The following is a 16,512-nucleotide window of genomic DNA, read 5'->3' as shown; positions in this document are numbered from 1 at the left end:
GCTCATTCCTTGATGCACATTCCGTGAGACGAAGGTTTACCCTCGTCAAGTCAGTTGCCGGCGCTCTCCATGCGACGCGTCGCAAGCATCCGTTCCAGCCAGCCGATTTCCATTTCCGGTACGGATTTCAACAGCAGATCGGTGTAGTCGTCAAAGGGCGGCGACAGCGCCGTCGATTTCGGACCGAATCGTACCAGCTTGCCACGATGCATCACCGCCACGCTGTCGGCGATCGCCCGGACGATCGCGATGTCGTGAGTGATGAAGACATAAGACAGCTGTTCTTCTTGCTGCAGGCGCAGGAGCAGCTTGAGGATACCCTCCGCCACCAGCGGATCGAGCGCCGAGGTCGGCTCGTCGCAGAGGATGAGTTCGGGCTTGGCGGCAAGCGCCCTTGCGATCGCGACGCGCTGCTTCTGGCCACCTGATAGTTCGGCCGGGTAGCGATCGACAAAGCCCTTGCCCATTTCGATCTGGTCGAGCAGTTCCTTAACCCTTGCCGTCTTCTCGGCACCTCTCAGACCATAATAGAAGGTCAGCGGGCGGCCGATGATGTCGCGGACCGTCTGTCGCGGGTTCATCGCCGTATCGGCCATCTGGTAGATCAACTGGATACGCCTCAGGTCGTCGTTCGGCCGGCTCTTCAGACCCGGCATCAGTGGCTTGCCATTAAAGACGACGCGCCCGCTGCTCGGCGGCAAGAGGCCGGTAATGACGCGCGCAAGGGTCGATTTGCCCGAACCGGATTCGCCGACGACCGCAAGCGTCTGCCCTTTCGGCACATGCAGCGAGACATCGTGCAGCACCTTGAAGCCGTTGGAATATTCGGCGCTGACATTCTCTATCTTGAGAAGTGCTGCAGATTGGTCGGCGGCTTCCTCACGATAGGCCTGCCTGACGTTGACGAGGGCGCGCGTATAGTCCTCCTGCGGCGCCTCGATGATCTGCTGGACGCTGCCGTATTCGACTTGTTTGCCATAACGCAGGACCATGATGTCGTCCGAGATCTGGGCGACGACGGCAAGGTCGTGGGTGATATAGAGGGCGGCCGTGTGCGTTTCCTCGATGGCATGCTTGATCGCCGCCAGCACGTCGATCTGCGTGGTGACGTCAAGCGCTGTCGTCGGCTCGTCGAAGACGATGAGTTCGGGGTTGGAGCAGAGCGCCATCGCCGTCATCGCCCGCTGCAACTGGCCACCGGAGACCTGATGGGGAAAGCGCTCGCCGAAGGTTTCGGGATTGGGCAGGCCGAGAACCCCGAATAGATAAAGCGCTCGCTCACGCGCCTTGTCCTTGGTCATCAATCCATGTTTGACCGAAGCTTCGATCACCTGATCGCCGAGCCGATGCGCCGGATTGAAGGCAGCCGCCGCCGACTGCGCGACATAGCAGACCCGCGCGCCGCGGATCTGGCGGATGCCGTTCTTGCCGAGCGCGAGGATATTGTCGCCGTCGAGCAAGACCTCGCCGCCGGTGATTTCGGCGCCGCCTCGGCCATAGGCGAGTGCGGAAAGGCCGATCGTCGACTTGCCGGCGCCCGATTCCCCGATCAGGCCGAGAACCTTGCCCTTCTTGAGGACGAAGGAAACGCCATCGACGATCGTGACCCGCTTCGGCGGTTCGCCCGGCGGATAGCTGGTTGCTTCGATCTTCAGATTGCGAACGGAAAGAAGCTCAGGCATCGCCGCGCCCTCCCTTGAGGCTGGATGTGCGTTTCAGGAGCCAGTCGACGACGAGGTTGACGCAGACGGCAAGCACGGCGATCGCCGTGCCCGGCACGAGTGCCGCCGAGATGCCGAAGATGATGCCGTCCTTGTTGTCCTTGACCATGCCGCCCCAATCGGCTGCAGGCGGCTGAATGCCGAGGCCGAGGAAGGAGAGCGTCGAAAGAAAGAGGATCGAGAAGGCGAAGCGCAGCCCGAATTCGGCTAGCAGCGGCGACAGCGTGTTCGGCAGGATTTCGCGGAATATGATCCAGAGCTTGCCTTCGCCGCGTAGCGTCGCCGCCTCGACGAATTCCATCACGGCGACATCAAGGGCCACCGCGCGGCCGAGGCGGTAGACGCGGGTGGAATCGAGGATCGCCATGACAAGGATCAGCACGACGATGTTTTGCGGTAGCACCGCAAGAACCACGAGCGCGAAGATCAGCGTCGGGATCGACATCATCAGATCGTTGAAGCGTGACAGGACGGTGTCGATAACGCCGCGTGAGACGGCTGCGGTGAAGCTGAGGATGATGCCGAGCGAGAAGGAGATGATGGTGGCGGCGGATGCGACCGTCAGCGTCGTGCGCGCGCCGTAGATCAGGCGCGAGAAGATGTCGCGGCCGAGATTGTCGAGACCGAAAATATACTGGTTGTCAGGCAACTGCCAGACGTCGCCGACGACCTGCGTCTCGCCATAGGGAGCGAGCCAGGGTGCGAAGATCGCGAAGATGAAGGCGACGGCGATACCGGCCATGCCGATCCAGGCGGTGATGGGGATTTCTCTCAATCTCATCGCGGATGCCTCAGCCTGGGATTGGCGATAATCGCGAGGATATCGGCCGTCATGTTGAGGAATATATAGACGGCCGCGAAGATCAGGCCGCAGGCCTGCACGACAGGCATGTCGCGCACGGTGACCGCATCGACCATATATTGCCCCATGCCGGGATAGACGAAGACCACTTCGACAACGACGACGCCGACGACGAGATAGGCAAGGTTCAATGCGATGACATTGATGATCGGCGCCAGCGCATTGGGAGCGGCGTGCTTAACGATCGCGCGGAAGGCGCCGATGCCCTTCAGCTCCGCGGTCTCCATGTAGGCGGAGGACATGACGGAGAGGATCGCGGCCCGCGTCATGCGCATCATGTGAGCGAGCACGACGAGCACGAGGGTTGCGGTCGGTAGCGCGATTGCCTTCAGGCGCTCGACGAAGCCCATGCTGTCGTAGACGGTCGCCGGAAAGGTGGCCATTCCGAACTTCACGGCGAAGAACAGGATCAGCAGGTAGCCGATGAAGAATTCCGGCAGCGAGATCGCCGCCAGCGAAATCACATTGATGATCTTGTCAGGTAGGCGGTTGCGGAAGTGCACCGACAGCATGCCGAGGCCGACCGCGAGCGGCACGGATATTATCGCCGCGAAACCGGCCAGGAAGAGCGAGTTGCCAAGTCGTTTGCCGATCTGTTCGCTCACCGAATTCTTGCTGGCCCAGGAGGTGCCGAAATCACCCTGAACGGCGTTGCCGAGCCATTCGACGTAACGTGTCGTCACCGGGCGGTTCAGCCCGAGGTCTTGACGAATATTGGCAACGGCCTGCGGCGTCGCCGACTGACCGAGATAGGTGGTCGCAAAATCGCCGGGCAGGGCTTCCAGGCCGCCGAAGATCAGGATGGAAACGGCAAAAAGCAGAAGGAGACTGAGCACGAAGCGCTCGAGGATGAGGGCAAGCAGCGGAAAACGCTGCCGGAACCTGAGGCCGGGCAAGATGCTTGGGGCAGGATTGGTCATGGCGAGGACCTCGCGCTAAAACGTCGGGAGGACCGCGGGGTTTCATCCCACGGTCCCGGCTTCGTTGGAGATCGGAGGGGCAAACGCCCCCTTGCCATCAGGCGTCCAGCCAGACGCGGGTCGCGACGTAGCCGTTCGACATGTCGTTGCCGATGTCGTGGACATAGCCCTTCACCTGCTTGGTGGAGGCGTTCACGAAGTCGTTGAACATCGGCAGGATCACGCCGCCCTCGTCACGCACCGTCATCGCCATGGTGCGATACATGTCCTTGCGCTTGGCTTCATCAAGCTCTGAGCGAGCCTGCAGCAGCAGCTTGTCGAAGTCGGGACGCTTGAACCTGGTGTCGTTCCAGTCCGCCGTCGAGAGATAGGCGGTGGAATACATCTGGTCCTGGGTCGGGCGGCCGCCCCAGTAGGAGGTCGAGAAGGGCTGTACGTTCCAGACGTTGGTCCAGTAACCGTCGCCCGGTTCGCGCTTGACCTCGATTTCGATGCCGGCCTTCTTGCAGCTTTCCTGATAGAGAACGGCCGCATCGACGGCGCCGGGGAAGGCGACTTCGGAGGTTCGCAGGAGGACCGAGCCGCTATGGCCCGACTTCTTGTAGTGGAAGGCGGCCTTGTCGGGATCGTAGGCGCGCTGCTCGATGCCTTCGGGGAACAATGCATAGGTCCTGTTGATCGGGAAGTCGTTGCCGACCTTGCCGTAACCGCCGAGGATTTTCTGCACCATGGTCTCGCGATCCATGGCGTATTTGAGAGCCAGGCGCAGGTCGTTGTTGTCGAACGGCGCCTTGTCGCAGTGCATGATGAAGACGTAGTGACCGCGGCCGGCGGTCGAGAGGATCTCGACGTTCGGGGCGCGCTTCAGCAGATTGACGGTCTTCGGGTCGACACGGTTGATGTAGTGCACCTGGCCGGACGACAATGCCGCGATGCGGGCGGTCGCATCGTTCATGCCGATGATTTCGATCGAATCGACATAACCTCGGTCGGAGCGCCAGTCGTCCTTGTTCTTTTCGAAGGTGGCGCGGACGCCGGGCTCGAAGCTCGTCATCTTGTAGGGGCCGGTGCCGATCGAGGCGAGAGGATCGTCAACGCCGCCATTCGGTTGGATGACCAGATGGTAGTCCGACAACAGCAGCGGCATGTCGGCATTGCCTTCACTGAGCGTCAGCACCAGATCGCCGCCATCGGCCTTGATCTCCTTGATCGAGCCGAGAACGCCGAGCGCACCGGATTCCGACTTCGCATCTGTATGACGCTTCAGCGTCGCAACGACGTCGTCGATCGTCAGTTCCTTGCCATTGTGGAACTTGACGCCCTTGCGGATCTTGAAGGTCCAGGTCGCCGCATCCTTTGACGGCTCCCAGGATTCGGCGAGCGCCGGCACGGCAGCACCCGTCAGCGGATCGGATTCGACCAGCATGTCACCCCAGCAGCGGCCGATGCAGAACATCACCTGCGACAGGAATTTTGCCGGATCGTTGGAATCGGTGGCCGCACCTCCTTCGAGGCCGAGCTTCAGGTGGCCGCCGCGCTTCGGTTCGGCGGCTTGCGCACTTTCGGTAAAGAGCTTGTCGGCGACGGTAAGTGTGATGCCCGCCGCCATAGCGCGTCCCATGAATTCGCGGCGGCTGAGCCCGCCAGCGGTGACACGGCTTGTGAGATATTTCGTATAGTCGTTCATTCCCCAGTTCCTTCTTTGTGGTGCGTTGACAGAACTTCCGGGCAGGTCCGCAGGCGGTTTCCTCTCCACCTCCGGTGCCCGCATCATGCGGGAAAACAGTGCGGTTGCTGCCGCCTGGTTATTTTCCTTTCCAAATGGGGCTTCGCTTCTCGGCGAAGGCCCGTGCGCCTTCCAATTGGTCCTCGCTCGAATAGAGTCTGTCGACCGTCGCAAACTGCCGCTTGGTGACCTTGTTCATGGCAGTCTGGAACGTCGAACCCTCCGCTTCGCGCACGATTTCCTTGATGGCCGCATAGACGAGCGGCGGCCCGCTCTCCAGCAACCGGGCAAGCTCCCATGCTCTCTCCATCAGCCGCTCGGCCGGCAGGACCTCGTTGACGAAACCCCAGCGATGCGCCTCGTGAACGTCGAGCCAGCGCCCGGTCAAAAGCATGTCCATGGCGATGTGGTAGGGGATGCGTTTCGGCAACTTGATGGAAGCCGCATCGGCAACCGTGCCCGAGCGGATTTCCGGCAGGGCAAAGGTCGCATGTTCGGCGGCGAGGATCAGGTCGGTCGACAGCGCGATCTCCAGACCGCCGCCGCAACAGATACCGTTGATCGCTGAGATGACCGGCTTGTTGAGGTCGCGCAGTTCCTGCAGCCCACCGAAGCCGCCGACGCCGTAATCTCCGTCGACCGCATCGCCTGATGCCGCCGCCTTGAGATCCCATCCGGCGCAGAAAAACTTCTCGCCTGTGCCTGACACAATGGCGACACGCAATGCCGGATCGTCGCGGAAATCTCGGAAAATCAACCCCAGGGCACGGCTGGTCGCAAGATCGATGGCATTCGCCTTCGGCCGGTCGATGACGACTTCGAGTACTCCGCCGTCATGTCGTGTGCGAATGTGGTCGCTCAACCTATGCTACCTCCTTCGCCTGATAAGCGCATCGACTGCGGCAACGCCAAGCCCTTCGGGAAGAACCATCAACGGATTAATGTCCAGTTCCTCCAGACATGCCGCGTTCCTTACGACATAATCTGCCGCTGCTGAGATAGCGCCGACAGCGGCCTCGAGGTCGCCTTTTGGCCGCCCGCGATAGCCATAGATCAGTTTTGCAAGTTTGAGACGCGAAATCGCTGCGTGAATGTCAGTTTTCGTCGCCGGAAGGGGCAGGACGATGGAATCTTCAAGCAATTCAACGAAGATTCCGCCTGCTCCAAGCGTGAGCGACAATCCGAAGACAGGGTCGCGGATGGCGCCGACAATGAGCTCGGCAACCGGCGGATCAACCATTTTCTCGACGAGATAACCGGCATTCGGCGGCATTGCCGCCGCCGCATTCGACACCGCCTTAGTATCCTTTAGGTTGAGTTCGACGGCTCCGGCCTCGGTCTTGTGTGCGATGCCGAGCGCTTTCAGCACGACGGGAAAGCCGAGCCGCTCAGCCTGCTCGGCCGCTTCACCGGGAGAGGAGGCCAACAGGCCTTGCGGAACCGGAAGACCGAAGGCGGCCAGCTCTGCCTTCGCATCGGCTTCCGTCAACGTCTCGATCTCGCCATCCATAAAGGACACATCGAGCAGCGGCAGGGGAGGCGGGCGATCCCACGCCTGGCCGATGCCGGCGGCAACTTCCGCTGCCGTGATGGTCTCGTCGATACCGCAGAAGGCGATGATGTCATTTGCCATCAGCCGATCGGCGATAGGCTCCGGCATGTTTTCCGGAAGGGTTGCCAGAAGGCCGGCCAGCGCACCGGTTGCGGCGGCGGCCGTCATGACCGCATCTGCGGTCATCGCCCATTCGGACGCATCGCAGCGGTCACCGCGGGGGAAGTCGAGGACGACGAGATTGAGGGCATAGCCGCCTTCGAACATGGCGCAGAAGGCTTCAGTTTGGCGTGCAAGATCACCCCACACGAAGGTGTGGTAATCGAGCGGATTGGAAAGAGTCACCATCTCGCCGAGGACCTGCCGCAGCCGTGGCAATTGTTGCGGCTGCAGCGCCGGGAATTCCACATTGCGACCGACGGCGGCATCCGCCATCAGCGAGGCCTCGCCACCGGAACAGCTCATCGACGAGATCGAATGACTTGCGAGCGGACCGGCGACATGCAACAGCTTCAGGGTTTCGAGGAGCGCCGGCAAGGTCTGGACACGGCCAATACCGAGGCGGGCGAGCACGGCATCCGCGACCGCATCGCTGCCGGCAAGCGAGGAGGTATGCGACACCGCCGCGCGTTGTGCCTGCTCCGATCTGCCGACCTTCAGCACGACGACCGGCTTTCTCGACTGCCGGGCAAGGGCGGCCAGGCGTTCGAGTGCAGCGAGATCGCCGAAACCTTCGACATGAAGGCCGACTGCCGTGACACGCGGGTCGTCGATCAGTGCGCAGGCGACATCGGCAAGCGATGTCTGTGCCTGGTTGCCGGCCGTGACCACATAGGCGATCGGCAAGCCGCGGGTCTGCATGGTCAGGTTGATGGCGATATTGGAGGACTGCGTGAGGATCGCGACGCCACCTTCGATACGCTGCATACCGTGCTGATCGGGCCAGAGCAGCGCACCGTCGAGACCGTTGATCAGCCCATAGCAATTCGGCCCGAGGATCGGCATGTCGCCGGCTGCCTCCAGCAGGGCCTGCTGCAGCTCGGCGCCGTCCCCGAGTTCCGCCGTCGCCTCGCTGAAACCCGATGCATAACAGACCGCCCCACCGGCACCGGCCTCAGAAAGGCTGCGGACGATCTCGACGGTCAGCGTCCTATTGACGCCGACGAAGGCGGCATCCGGCGCCGAAGGCAGGTCGGATACTGAGCGATAACAGGACCGCCCGAGCACCTCGTCGAGTTTGGGATGGACGGGCCAGATCTCGCCGACAAAACCCATGCGGTCGCACTGCTCGATCACCCTGCGCGCCTCACGGCCGCCGAAGACGGCGATCGTTTGCGGTCTGAGCAGGCGGTCGAGCAGGCGAGGCGTCATCGGCTCACGCTCCCAAAGGTCGAAGCAGATCGCGGCTGATGATATGCCGCTGGATTTCAGAGGTGCCGTCCCAGATGCGCTCGACGCGCGCGTCGCGCCAGAAGCGGGCGAGCGGCAGGTCGTCCATCAGGCCCATGCCGCCGAAGATCTGGATCGCCTCGTCGGTGACCCGGGCCAGCATTTCGGAGGAGTAGAGCTTGGCCGAGGCGATCTGTCGATCTGCCGAGAGCCCGGCATCGAGCCGCCAGGCGGCGGCGAGCGTCAGCCAGTCGGCCGCGTCGATCTCGGTGATCATGTCGGCAAGCTTGAACGACACGCCCTGATTGGCGCCGATCGGCTTGCCGAACTGCTTGCGCTCGGCGGCATAGGGCAGCGTCATGTCGAAGACGCGCCGTGCCCGCCCGACACAGGTGGCGGCTACCGTCAACCGCGTGCCGTAGAGCCATTGATTGGCGATATCGAAGCCGCGATGTACCTCGCCCAGCACTTGGGCTTCGGGAATCCGGCAATCGTCGAAGCTGAGCGTTGAGTTGTGGTAGCCGCGATGCGAAACGGATTCGTAGCCCTTGAGGATTTCAAAGCCCGGCGTGCCGCGATCCACCAGGAAGGCTGTGATCTTCTTCTTGATGCCTTTCGGCGTTTCTTCCTCGCCCGTCGCGGCAAAGACGATGACGAAATCGGCGACATCGGCATGCGAGATGAAATGTTTCGTGCCGTTGAGGACGAAATCGCCGCCGTCGCGGCGGGCGGCGCATTTCATGCCGCGCATGTCAGACCCGGCGTCCGGTTCGGTGATCGCGAGCGCATCGATCTTCTCGCCGCGCACCGCGGGTAGGAGGTAGCGCTCTCGCTGCTCGCCCTCGCAGGCCATCAGGATGCCGGAGGGCCGGCCGAAGAAAACCGTCAGCCCCAGGGAGCCGCGCCCGAGCTCCCGCTCGACCAGAGTGAAGGTGACATGGTCGAGGCCGGCGCCGCCGACTTCTTCCGGGAAATTGCAGGCGTAGAAGCCGAGATCGATGCATTTGCGCCGGATCTCGTCTCCGAGCCCCAGCGGGACGATACCGCTGCGCTCGACCTCGTTCTCATGCGGATAGATTTCGGTCTCGACGAAGGCGCGGACCGTCTCGACGATCATTTCCTGTTCTTCGCTCAGTCCGAAATCCATGCCGATCCTCCTAGCGCTTCTGGCCGACGTGACGGCCGACACCTTCAGGCGCAGCCAAACTCGCATGCACTTCGGCGATCGCCTTGACCTTGTCGAGAATGACGGCCGGCGCCGGCGTGGCCTTGCCGGCCTTGCTGTCGACATGCAGCAACATGTGCTCCGCGGTTGCCAGAGCCTCGCCCGTCACCGTGTCATAGAGCGTGTGGAAGACGTGCAGCCGCTTGTCGTCGACATCAAGGATCCGGCAGGTCGAATGGATCGCCTGCCCGAGCTTCGCCTCGCCGAGATGGCGGATGTGGGTTTCCACCGTGTAGTAGCTGTGACCCGCCTCGACATAGGCGAGATCCACGCCGATGAGGCGTAGCAGCGCATCTGAGGTATCGCCGAAAACCTGCAGGTAGCGGTGTTCGGTCATATGGCCGTTATAGTCGACCCAGGCGGGGCCGACCTTCGTCTCGACGAGCCGCAGCGGCTTCGACGGGTCGAAAGACGTGGTCGCCCTGCCGCCTTGCGCCCAGAGCGATTGCTCGAAGTCCTTCAGCAGCTTGCCGGCGCCCCAGCCCTTGCCGTCGTGGCCGCCCTTGAGAGCCTGCAGGATGCCGACGAGATTTTCGTCGCGGATGCGTTCGAGCTCGCGGATCGACAGGCCGGCCGCCTGTTCGTCGGATTGCCGGCCGATCTTTTCGATCAGCGCATCGTCGAGATCGACGACATCGGTGAGCTTGGTCCAGGGCCAGGCAAGGCAGGGGCCGAACTGGGCGAGGAAGTGGCGCATCCCGGCCTCGCCGCCGGCAATGCGGTAGGTCTGGAACAGGCCCATCTGCGCCCAGCGCAGGCCGAAAGAGTAGCGGATGACGTCATCAAGCGTCTCGACGGTGCAGATATCGTCGTGGATCAGCCACAGGGCCTCGCGCCACAGAGCTTCGAGCAACCGGTCGCCGACGAAGGCCTCGATTTCCTTGGCGATGTGGACGCCCTTCATGCCGATCGGCGGCAAGCGTTCCATCGCTGCCTTGATGGTCGCAGCCGAAGTCTTCTCGCCGCCGACGATTTCGACGAGCGGCAGCAGATAGACGGGATTATAGGGATGGGCGACGAAGAGGCGCTCGGGATGCTTCATGTCGCGCTGCAGATCGGTCGGTAGCAGGCCTGACGTGGAAGAGCCGATCAGCGCGTCCGGCCGTGCCACGGCATCGATTTGCGTCAGCACGCCACGCTTGAGATCGAGCCTTTCCGGCACGCTCTCCTGAATCCAGTCGGCGCCGGTGACAGCTTTCTCCAGCGTGTCGCAGAAGGTCAGCCTGCCGCGCGGCGGCAGCGGTGCGCCGGTCAGCATGGCATAGGCTTTTTCGGCGTTGGCGATGACTTCGCCGACGATGCGGCTTGCTTCCGGATGCGGATCGAACACGTTCACGTCGATGCCGGCCAGCAGAAAACGCGCGATCCATCCGCCGCCGATGACGCCGCCGCCGATGCATGCTGCCTTGTTGATCCCTGTCATGCCGTCCTCAGCGCTTCGTCAGTTTGAGTTTCTTGCGGACGTCTTCCGGACCGATGATCCGGGCGCCCATGCCTTCGACCACTTGCACGGCCTTTTCGACGAGCTCAGCATTGGTGGCGAGCTGGCCCTTGCCGACAAAGAGGTTGTCCTCCAGGCCGACGCGCACGTTGCCGCCGGCGAGAACGGCTGCCGCCGGATAGGCCATGGCGTTGCGGCCGATCGAAAAGGCTGAGAAGGTCCAGCTCTCAGGCACGTTGTTGACCATCGCCATGAAGGTGTTGAGATCGTCGGGCGCGCCCCACGGAATGCCCATGCAGAGCTGGATCAGCACCGGGTCTTCGATCAGACCTTCCTCGGCAAGCTGCTTGGCAAACCAGAGATGGCCGGTGTCGAAGGCCTCGATCTCGGGGCGGACGCCGAGATCGGTCATCTTCTTCGCCATCGCCCGCAGCATGGCCGGCGTGTTGGTCATGACATAGTCGCCGAGGTTGAAGTTCATCGTGCCGCAGTCGAGCGTGCAGATCTCGGGCAGGCATTCGGCGACATGACTGACGCGCTCGGTGGCGCCCGCCATGTCCGTTCCCTTCGGATTGAGGGGAAGGGGACTCTCGACATCCCCGAAGATCAGATCCCCGCCCATGCCGGCGGTGAGATTGAGGACGACGTCGACATCCGCCGAGCGGATGCGGTCGGTGACTTCCCTGTAGAGATCGTTACGGCGGCTGGCGGCACCCGTTTCCGGATCGCGGACATGGCAGTGAACGACCGCAGCACCGGCCTTTGCCGCGTCGATGGCGGAATCGGCGATCTGCTTGGGAGTGATCGGCACGTGGCTGGATCTGGAAACCGTGTCGCCGGCGCCGGTGACGGCGCAGGTGATGAAGACATCGCGGTTCATCGCAAGAGGCATGTTTTTGTTCTCCCTCGTCTTATCCGCATTACGCGACAGGATGGATGGCGATGCGTTGCAATTTCGGAAGCAATCGATACATTATCGGAGCTCACAGGAGGGGATCTTGCTGCAGCGATCGACGGAACGGCTCGATATCGACCTTCTCGTCCTGCCGGACGCGAACCTGATCCTGATCGCCTCGGTCATCGAGCCGCTGCGTGGCGCCAATCGCATTTCCGGCAGCGAACTCTATCGCTGGCGGCTGCTGACGCCGGACGGAGCGCCGGTTCTGACCACCAGCAATATTGCCGTGCCCGCGCAAGGCACTTTCATGGCGACGACCGAGGATGCGCCGCTGTTCGTGCTGGCCAGCTACAACTGGCGCCGAAGTGCTACGCCGGCGCTAAAGATGCAGCTCTCCCAGGCCGCCCGCTATCGCACGGTGATTGCCGGCATCGAGTCCGGCACCTGGCTGCTGGCCGAAGCCAGCCTGCTCGACGGACTGCCGGCGACTGTCCACTGGGAGGACTACGAGGATTTTGCGCTGGCTTATCCTGAGGTGCGAGCCGTCAAGGATCGTTTCGTCATCGACGGCAAACGGCTGACGACCTCGGGTTCGCTTCCGACCGTCGACCTGATGCTGGAGGTGATCCGACGAAGGCAGGGTTATTCCCTGGCGCTGGAGGTCAGCCGGCTGTTCCGTTACGAGCAGCCTTCCTTTCATGCCGATGAGCCGCTTTCCGCAGCCTCAGCCGGGTTGCGCATGCACGATCCCCGCGTGACGCAGGCAGTACGGCTGATGGAGGAGCATATCGAGCAGCCTCTGGTCCTGGCACGGCTCGCCCGCCGGGTGGGAATCAGCGCCCGGCATCTGCAGGATCTCTTCCAGCAGAGCATCGGCGCGCCGCCGCATGTGCACTATCTGGCGCTGCGCCTGAATGCGGCGCGCCGCAAGGTGATCGAGACGACAGCATCTTTCGCCGACATCGCCGCCGCGACCGGCTTCAACTCGGCGTCGGCCTTTGCGAGAAGCTACCGGGCGAGTTTTTCCGAGAGCCCGTCGGACACCCGGCGCCGCTTGCGCCGCCGCATCACGTCATCGGAGATGCTGGTATAGGCTGGAACGCGTCCCGTATCATCTCAGCAAGTTCCCGAACGGCCTCGCTGGAACGGTAGGTGCTTCGGCGGAGCACGACCTTGGAGGAATCGACCGGCGGGAAACCGTCTTCGGCGGTCAGCTCCCGGCAGCCGGGCGGTATATTGCTGCGGGAAAGCGTAGTCACGGCAAGGCCGGCAATCACGGCATTCTTCAGCCCCGAGCCGGTATCGGCGATGAAGGCGATCCTGTAATTGCGGCCGATCTGCTCCAGCGACCGGAGCGCAAAATCGCGCGACCAGGTGGAGTTGCGATAGGTCGCAATCGGCAGGGGATTGATGTCGTGCAGCCGGTGGACCATCGACGTCACCCAGACTGTGGGATCAATGCAGATGACCTCGCCTTTCGTCTCATCGCTCCAATCGAAAACGACGGCCAGATCGAGTTCGCCCCGCTCGAGGGCGGCCAGGTTGCGGACGGTATAATCGCAGGACACGGTCACCTCGACGGCCGGGTGGCGTACGGCGAAAGCCGCGAGCGCCGCCGGCAGTACCGTCTGGCTGTATTCCTCGGGAATTCCGATACGCACCGGTCCATCCAGCGGTTTGCTGCGGATCGTCGCGGCGGCCTCGTTCAAAAGGTCGATGATCCTGCGGGCGTAGGGCACCAGCTGTATGCCTTGGCGTGTGAGCAGCACGCCGCGGGCGCCGCGCTCGAACAGCGTTTCCCCGATCGTCTGCTCCAGCCTCTTGATCTGGCTGCTGACGGCCGACTGCGTCCGCCCGATGCGCTGAGCGGCCGCGGAGAAGTTCGACGTCTCGGCGACGACAAGAAAGGTTCTCAGCAGGTCGCTCTCAATCGGCTCGTGCATGTCCAGCCATAGAAAAAATCGATGATAGCTATCTCTACTATTCGTTTGTCTGATGTCAATTCTGGGCGCACAAATGGCCCGCGTTCGACTTCCTTCTTTGAGAATATCTGCGTGACAATTGAAAATCCGGCCAGACGCCTCGCAGGCAGCGAGCATGAGAAGGGTGTGCTTCTCATCGTTGCCGCGACACTTGCCTGGAGCGCGAGCGGCGTCTATTCGCGTCTCCTGACGACCGACGTATGGACGGCGATCGCCTGGCGATCGTTGTTCGGTGGCCTGTTCCTGCTGATCCCCTGCCTTTTCCTCGAAGGGGGTATTTCACGGCAGCAATGGCGTTCCATCTTCCATCCGTCCAGCCTTGCGATGATCGCCTGCCAGACCTTCAGTCAGGGCTGCTTCATCGGGGCGCTTTACATGACCACCGTCGCCAACGTGACGATGATCTATGCGACCGCGCCCTTTATCGCAGCGTTGTTCGGCTGGCTCATCCTCAGGGAGAGGGTTGCCAGGCGGACGCTGATTGCCGGCGGCATCTCGCTCCTCGGCGTCGCGGTTATCGTCGCCTCGTCGATCGGCGGCGGCACCGGATGGGGCGACCTGCTGGCACTCGGCATGACGGCGTCCTTCGCGCTCGTCATCATCATTCCGCGCATCAGTCCCGACGTGCCGAGCCTGCCGCCGACCGTGGTCAGCGCTTTCCTGACGCTTGCACTCTTCGCGCCGTTCGGTTCGGTCGGCTCGCTCGACCTGCACAACTGGGTCGTTCTCGCTGCCTTCGGCGCGACCAATTTCTCCCTGGCGCTGGTGCTCTTCCTTGCCGGGGCGAAGCGGATGCCGCCGACCGAGGCGGCGCTGATCGGCACGATGGAAATCGTGCTCACGCCCTTCTGGGTCTGGCTGTTGTTTTCCGAAGAGCCGCCCGTCGCCACTTTTTTCGGCGGCGCGATCATCCTCGGCGCGGTGATCTGGCACACAGCCATCGACGTCAGCCGCAGCCGGCGACCGCATCGCGCCTAAAGCCTTTAGGCGGCGATCAATCTTCCGGGACGATCCGGAAAACCGCCGTATTCGCGGGATCAATTATTTCCCCTGCGCAGCGAGCCATGGCGACTTTGCCGACTGTCGTCTTTGAGTTGCACCCATGTCGTTTTCTTGATCGCTGTTTTCCGTCAGGCATGGTTTGCTTGTGGTGTTCAAGGCGCTATCTCGCAAACCGGCGAAATGGACCATCGGCAAGCCGGTCGACGCCGGCGCTGCCCCGCAGCGGTAGAAGAACTGAAATCCTCAAGGAAATCGCCGGATGGACATCCGGAAAGATATCGAGATGGATCGAAAGGAGATTCTGGAGCTGGAAACCAGCTCTTGGCAGAGCAAATCGACGGATTGCAGGCAGACGAGCACGAGCGGAACGACCGAAAGCCATGGCGTTTACTCCTCTTCTCCATTCAATCTGTCCCTTTTGCAAAATCCGAATATCGCCCGATGCGGCGGTATCCTCGTGTTGTGGACACCGGGCTGCAGAGGAGGCAGGCCGGAGGGAAGGTTGCCATCGGCTGCATCGGTTGCAGATCGAGGCATTCAAACAAGTGGGAGGAATTCATGAGCAAAAATAGAGGCGTCGTCTATCTCCGGCCGGGCAAGGTTGAAGTTCGCGACATCGACGACCCGAAGCTGGAAGCGCCCGACGGCCGCCGGATCGAACACGGCGTCATTCTGAAAGTGATTTCTACCAATATCTGCGGCTCCGATCAGCACATGGTCCGCGGCCGCACGACGGCGATGCCGGGCCTGGTCCTTGGTCATGAAATCACCGGCGAGATCATCGAGAAAGGCATCGATGTCGAGATGCTCGAAATCGGCGATATCGTCTCAGTGCCTTTCAATGTCGCCTGCGGCCGCTGCCGCTGCTGCAAGTCTCAGGATACCGGTGTCTGCCTGACGGTAAATCCGGCCCGCGCCGGTGGCGCCTACGGTTATGTCGACATGGGCGGCTGGATCGGCGGACAGGCGCGCTACGTCACCATTCCCTACGCAGATTTCAACCTGCTGAAAATCCCTGATCGGGACAAGGCAATGGCAAAGATCCGGGATCTCACCATGCTCTCCGACATTCTGCCCACCGGCTTCCATGGTGCAGTACGTGCGGGCGTTGGCGTCGGCTCGACCGTCTACGTCGCAGGCGCCGGCCCGGTCGGCCTTGCGGCTGCGGCTTCGGCTCGCATTCTTGGCGCTGCAGTCGTGATGATCGGCGATTTCAATCAGGACCGTCTGGCGCATGCGGCAAAGGTCGGTTTCGAACCGATCGACTTGTCGAAGAGTGACCGTCTTGGCGACATGATCGCGCAGGTCGTCGGCACCAACGAAGTGGACAGCGCCATCGATGCGGTCGGCTTCGAGGCCCGCGGCCACTCGGGCGGGGAACAGCCGGCGATCGTGCTCAATCAGATGATGGAGATTACCCGTGCCGCCGGTTCGATCGGTATTCCCGGCCTCTACGTCACCGAGGATCCGGGCGCCGTCGACAATGCCGCCAAACACGGCAATCTCTCGCTCCGCTTCGGCCTCGGATGGGCCAAGGCGCAGTCCTTCCACACCGGCCAGACTCCGGTGATCAAATACAATCGTCAACTCATGCAGGCGATCCTCCACGACCGGCTGCCAATTGCCGATATCGTCAACGCCAAGGTCATCCCGCTCGACGATGCCGCCAATGGATATGAGAGCTTCGACCAGGGAGCGGCGACGAAATATGTCCTCGATCCGCATGGCGAGGTGGCGAAAGCCGCATAGCGCTTATGACTGCAGACATAGGAATGGCCGGGCGAAAACCCGGCC

General features: G+C 62.3%; 13 protein-coding genes and 1 riboswitch. Of the genes, 3 read left to right on the top strand and 10 right to left on the bottom strand.

The window, feature by feature from the left end; all coding sequences use genetic code 11:
• Nucleotides 1-50: 50 nt before the first annotated feature.
• The 9 genes from RLCC275e_RS32285 to bcoG form a co-directional block, all read right to left on the bottom strand.
• The gene (locus tag RLCC275e_RS32285; protein ID WP_033184161.1) at nt 51-1,682 is read right to left on the bottom strand and encodes an ABC transporter ATP-binding protein; all 1,632 of its coding nucleotides are present in this window, start codon (nt 1,680-1,682) and stop codon (nt 51-53) included.
• Complete coding sequence (locus tag RLCC275e_RS32280) at nt 1,675-2,502, bottom strand: ABC transporter permease (protein ID WP_033184162.1); 828 nt, start codon at nt 2,500-2,502, stop codon at nt 1,675-1,677. Before RLCC275e_RS32280 ends, RLCC275e_RS32285 begins: the two co-directional genes overlap by 8 nt.
• Entirely contained in the window at nt 2,499-3,503 is a 1,005-nt protein-coding gene (locus tag RLCC275e_RS32275) for an ABC transporter permease (protein WP_033184163.1), read from the bottom strand. Before RLCC275e_RS32275 ends, RLCC275e_RS32280 begins: the two co-directional genes overlap by 4 nt.
• 97 nt (nt 3,504-3,600) lie before the next feature.
• Nucleotides 3,601-5,190, bottom strand: coding sequence for an ABC transporter substrate-binding protein (locus RLCC275e_RS32270; protein WP_033184164.1), 1,590 nt, complete (start codon nt 5,188-5,190; stop codon nt 3,601-3,603).
• Nucleotides 5,191-5,308: 118 nt separating this feature from the next.
• Nucleotides 5,309-6,091: a carnitinyl-CoA dehydratase gene (locus RLCC275e_RS32265; protein WP_033184165.1), complete on the bottom strand. Its 783-nt coding sequence runs from the start codon at nt 6,089-6,091 to the stop codon at nt 5,309-5,311.
• A 6-nt stretch (nt 6,092-6,097) separates the two neighbouring features.
• Nucleotides 6,098-8,152, bottom strand: a complete 2,055-nt coding sequence (locus RLCC275e_RS32260) for an acetate--CoA ligase family protein (protein ID WP_033184166.1) — start codon at nt 8,150-8,152, stop codon at nt 6,098-6,100.
• A 4-nt stretch (nt 8,153-8,156) separates the two neighbouring features.
• The gene (locus RLCC275e_RS32255) at nt 8,157-9,317 is read right to left on the bottom strand and encodes an acyl-CoA dehydrogenase family protein (protein ID WP_033184167.1); all 1,161 of its coding nucleotides are present in this window, start codon (nt 9,315-9,317) and stop codon (nt 8,157-8,159) included.
• A 10-nt stretch (nt 9,318-9,327) separates the two neighbouring features.
• Nucleotides 9,328-10,818, bottom strand: a complete 1,491-nt coding sequence (locus RLCC275e_RS32250) for a carnitine 3-dehydrogenase (protein WP_033184168.1) — start codon at nt 10,816-10,818, stop codon at nt 9,328-9,330.
• A gap of 7 nt (nt 10,819-10,825) precedes the next feature.
• The gene (gene bcoG, locus RLCC275e_RS32245) at nt 10,826-11,728 is read right to left on the bottom strand and encodes a 3-dehydrocarnitine:acetyl-CoA trimethylamine transferase BcoG (protein ID WP_033184169.1); all 903 of its coding nucleotides are present in this window, start codon (nt 11,726-11,728) and stop codon (nt 10,826-10,828) included.
• A 40-nt stretch (nt 11,729-11,768) separates the two neighbouring features.
• Between bcoG and RLCC275e_RS32240 the strand changes: the two genes are divergently transcribed.
• Nucleotides 11,769-12,827, top strand: a complete 1,059-nt coding sequence (locus RLCC275e_RS32240) for a GlxA family transcriptional regulator (RefSeq protein ID WP_082229864.1) — start codon at nt 11,769-11,771, stop codon at nt 12,825-12,827.
• Here the strand turns inward: RLCC275e_RS32240 and RLCC275e_RS32235 are convergent.
• Nucleotides 12,802-13,677 carry a LysR substrate-binding domain-containing protein gene (locus RLCC275e_RS32235; RefSeq protein ID WP_033184171.1) on the bottom strand — a complete coding sequence of 292 codons (876 nt, stop codon included), beginning with the start codon at nt 13,675-13,677 and terminating at the stop codon, nt 12,802-12,804. The two genes, RLCC275e_RS32240 and RLCC275e_RS32235, sit on opposite strands and share 26 nt — an antisense overlap.
• 111 nt (nt 13,678-13,788) lie before the next feature.
• On the opposite strand from RLCC275e_RS32235, the gene RLCC275e_RS32230 reads away from it, so the two are divergent.
• Complete coding sequence (locus RLCC275e_RS32230; protein ID WP_033184172.1) at nt 13,789-14,694, top strand: DMT family transporter; 906 nt, start codon at nt 13,789-13,791, stop codon at nt 14,692-14,694.
• Nucleotides 14,695-14,856: 162 nt separating this feature from the next.
• Nucleotides 14,857-15,055: riboswitch (cobalamin riboswitch) on the top strand.
• A 221-nt stretch (nt 15,056-15,276) separates the two neighbouring features.
• A complete protein-coding gene (gene fdhA / locus RLCC275e_RS32225; protein ID WP_033184174.1) occupies nt 15,277-16,467 on the top strand; it encodes a formaldehyde dehydrogenase, glutathione-independent in 1,191 nt (396 codons plus the stop codon).
• Nucleotides 16,468-16,512: the final 45 nt, after the last annotated feature.

The sequence above is a fragment of the Rhizobium brockwellii genome (genome assembly GCF_000769405.2).
GTDB classification, from domain to species: domain Bacteria; phylum Pseudomonadota; class Alphaproteobacteria; order Rhizobiales; family Rhizobiaceae; genus Rhizobium; species Rhizobium brockwellii.
Note: the sequence above shows the minus strand (reverse complement) of the source record. Positions and strands in the feature narration are given on the sequence as shown.

Excerpts from the sequence above, each read along its gene's own strand:
- RLCC275e_RS32235 (WP_033184171.1), bottom strand. The coding sequence starts at position 13,677 with ATGCACGAGCCGATTGAGAGCGACCTGCTGAGAACCTTTCTTGTCGTC.
- RLCC275e_RS32285 (WP_033184161.1), bottom strand. The coding sequence starts at position 1,682 with ATGCCTGAGCTTCTTTCCGTTCGCAATCTGAAGATCGAAGCAACCAGC.
- RLCC275e_RS32280 (WP_033184162.1), bottom strand. The coding sequence starts at position 2,502 with ATGAGATTGAGAGAAATCCCCATCACCGCCTGGATCGGCATGGCCGGT.
- RLCC275e_RS32240 (WP_082229864.1), top strand. The coding sequence starts at position 11,769 with ATGGATGGCGATGCGTTGCAATTTCGGAAGCAATCGATACATTATCGG.
- RLCC275e_RS32270 (WP_033184164.1), bottom strand. The coding sequence starts at position 5,190 with ATGAACGACTATACGAAATATCTCACAAGCCGTGTCACCGCTGGCGGG.
- bcoG (WP_033184169.1), bottom strand. The coding sequence starts at position 11,728 with ATGCCTCTTGCGATGAACCGCGATGTCTTCATCACCTGCGCCGTCACC.
- fdhA (WP_033184174.1), top strand. The coding sequence starts at position 15,277 with ATGAGCAAAAATAGAGGCGTCGTCTATCTCCGGCCGGGCAAGGTTGAA.
- RLCC275e_RS32275 (WP_033184163.1), bottom strand. The coding sequence starts at position 3,503 with ATGACCAATCCTGCCCCAAGCATCTTGCCCGGCCTCAGGTTCCGGCAG.
- RLCC275e_RS32250 (WP_033184168.1), bottom strand. The coding sequence starts at position 10,818 with ATGACAGGGATCAACAAGGCAGCATGCATCGGCGGCGGCGTCATCGGC.
- RLCC275e_RS32255 (WP_033184167.1), bottom strand. The coding sequence starts at position 9,317 with ATGGATTTCGGACTGAGCGAAGAACAGGAAATGATCGTCGAGACGGTC.
- RLCC275e_RS32260 (WP_033184166.1), bottom strand. The coding sequence starts at position 8,152 with ATGACGCCTCGCCTGCTCGACCGCCTGCTCAGACCGCAAACGATCGCC.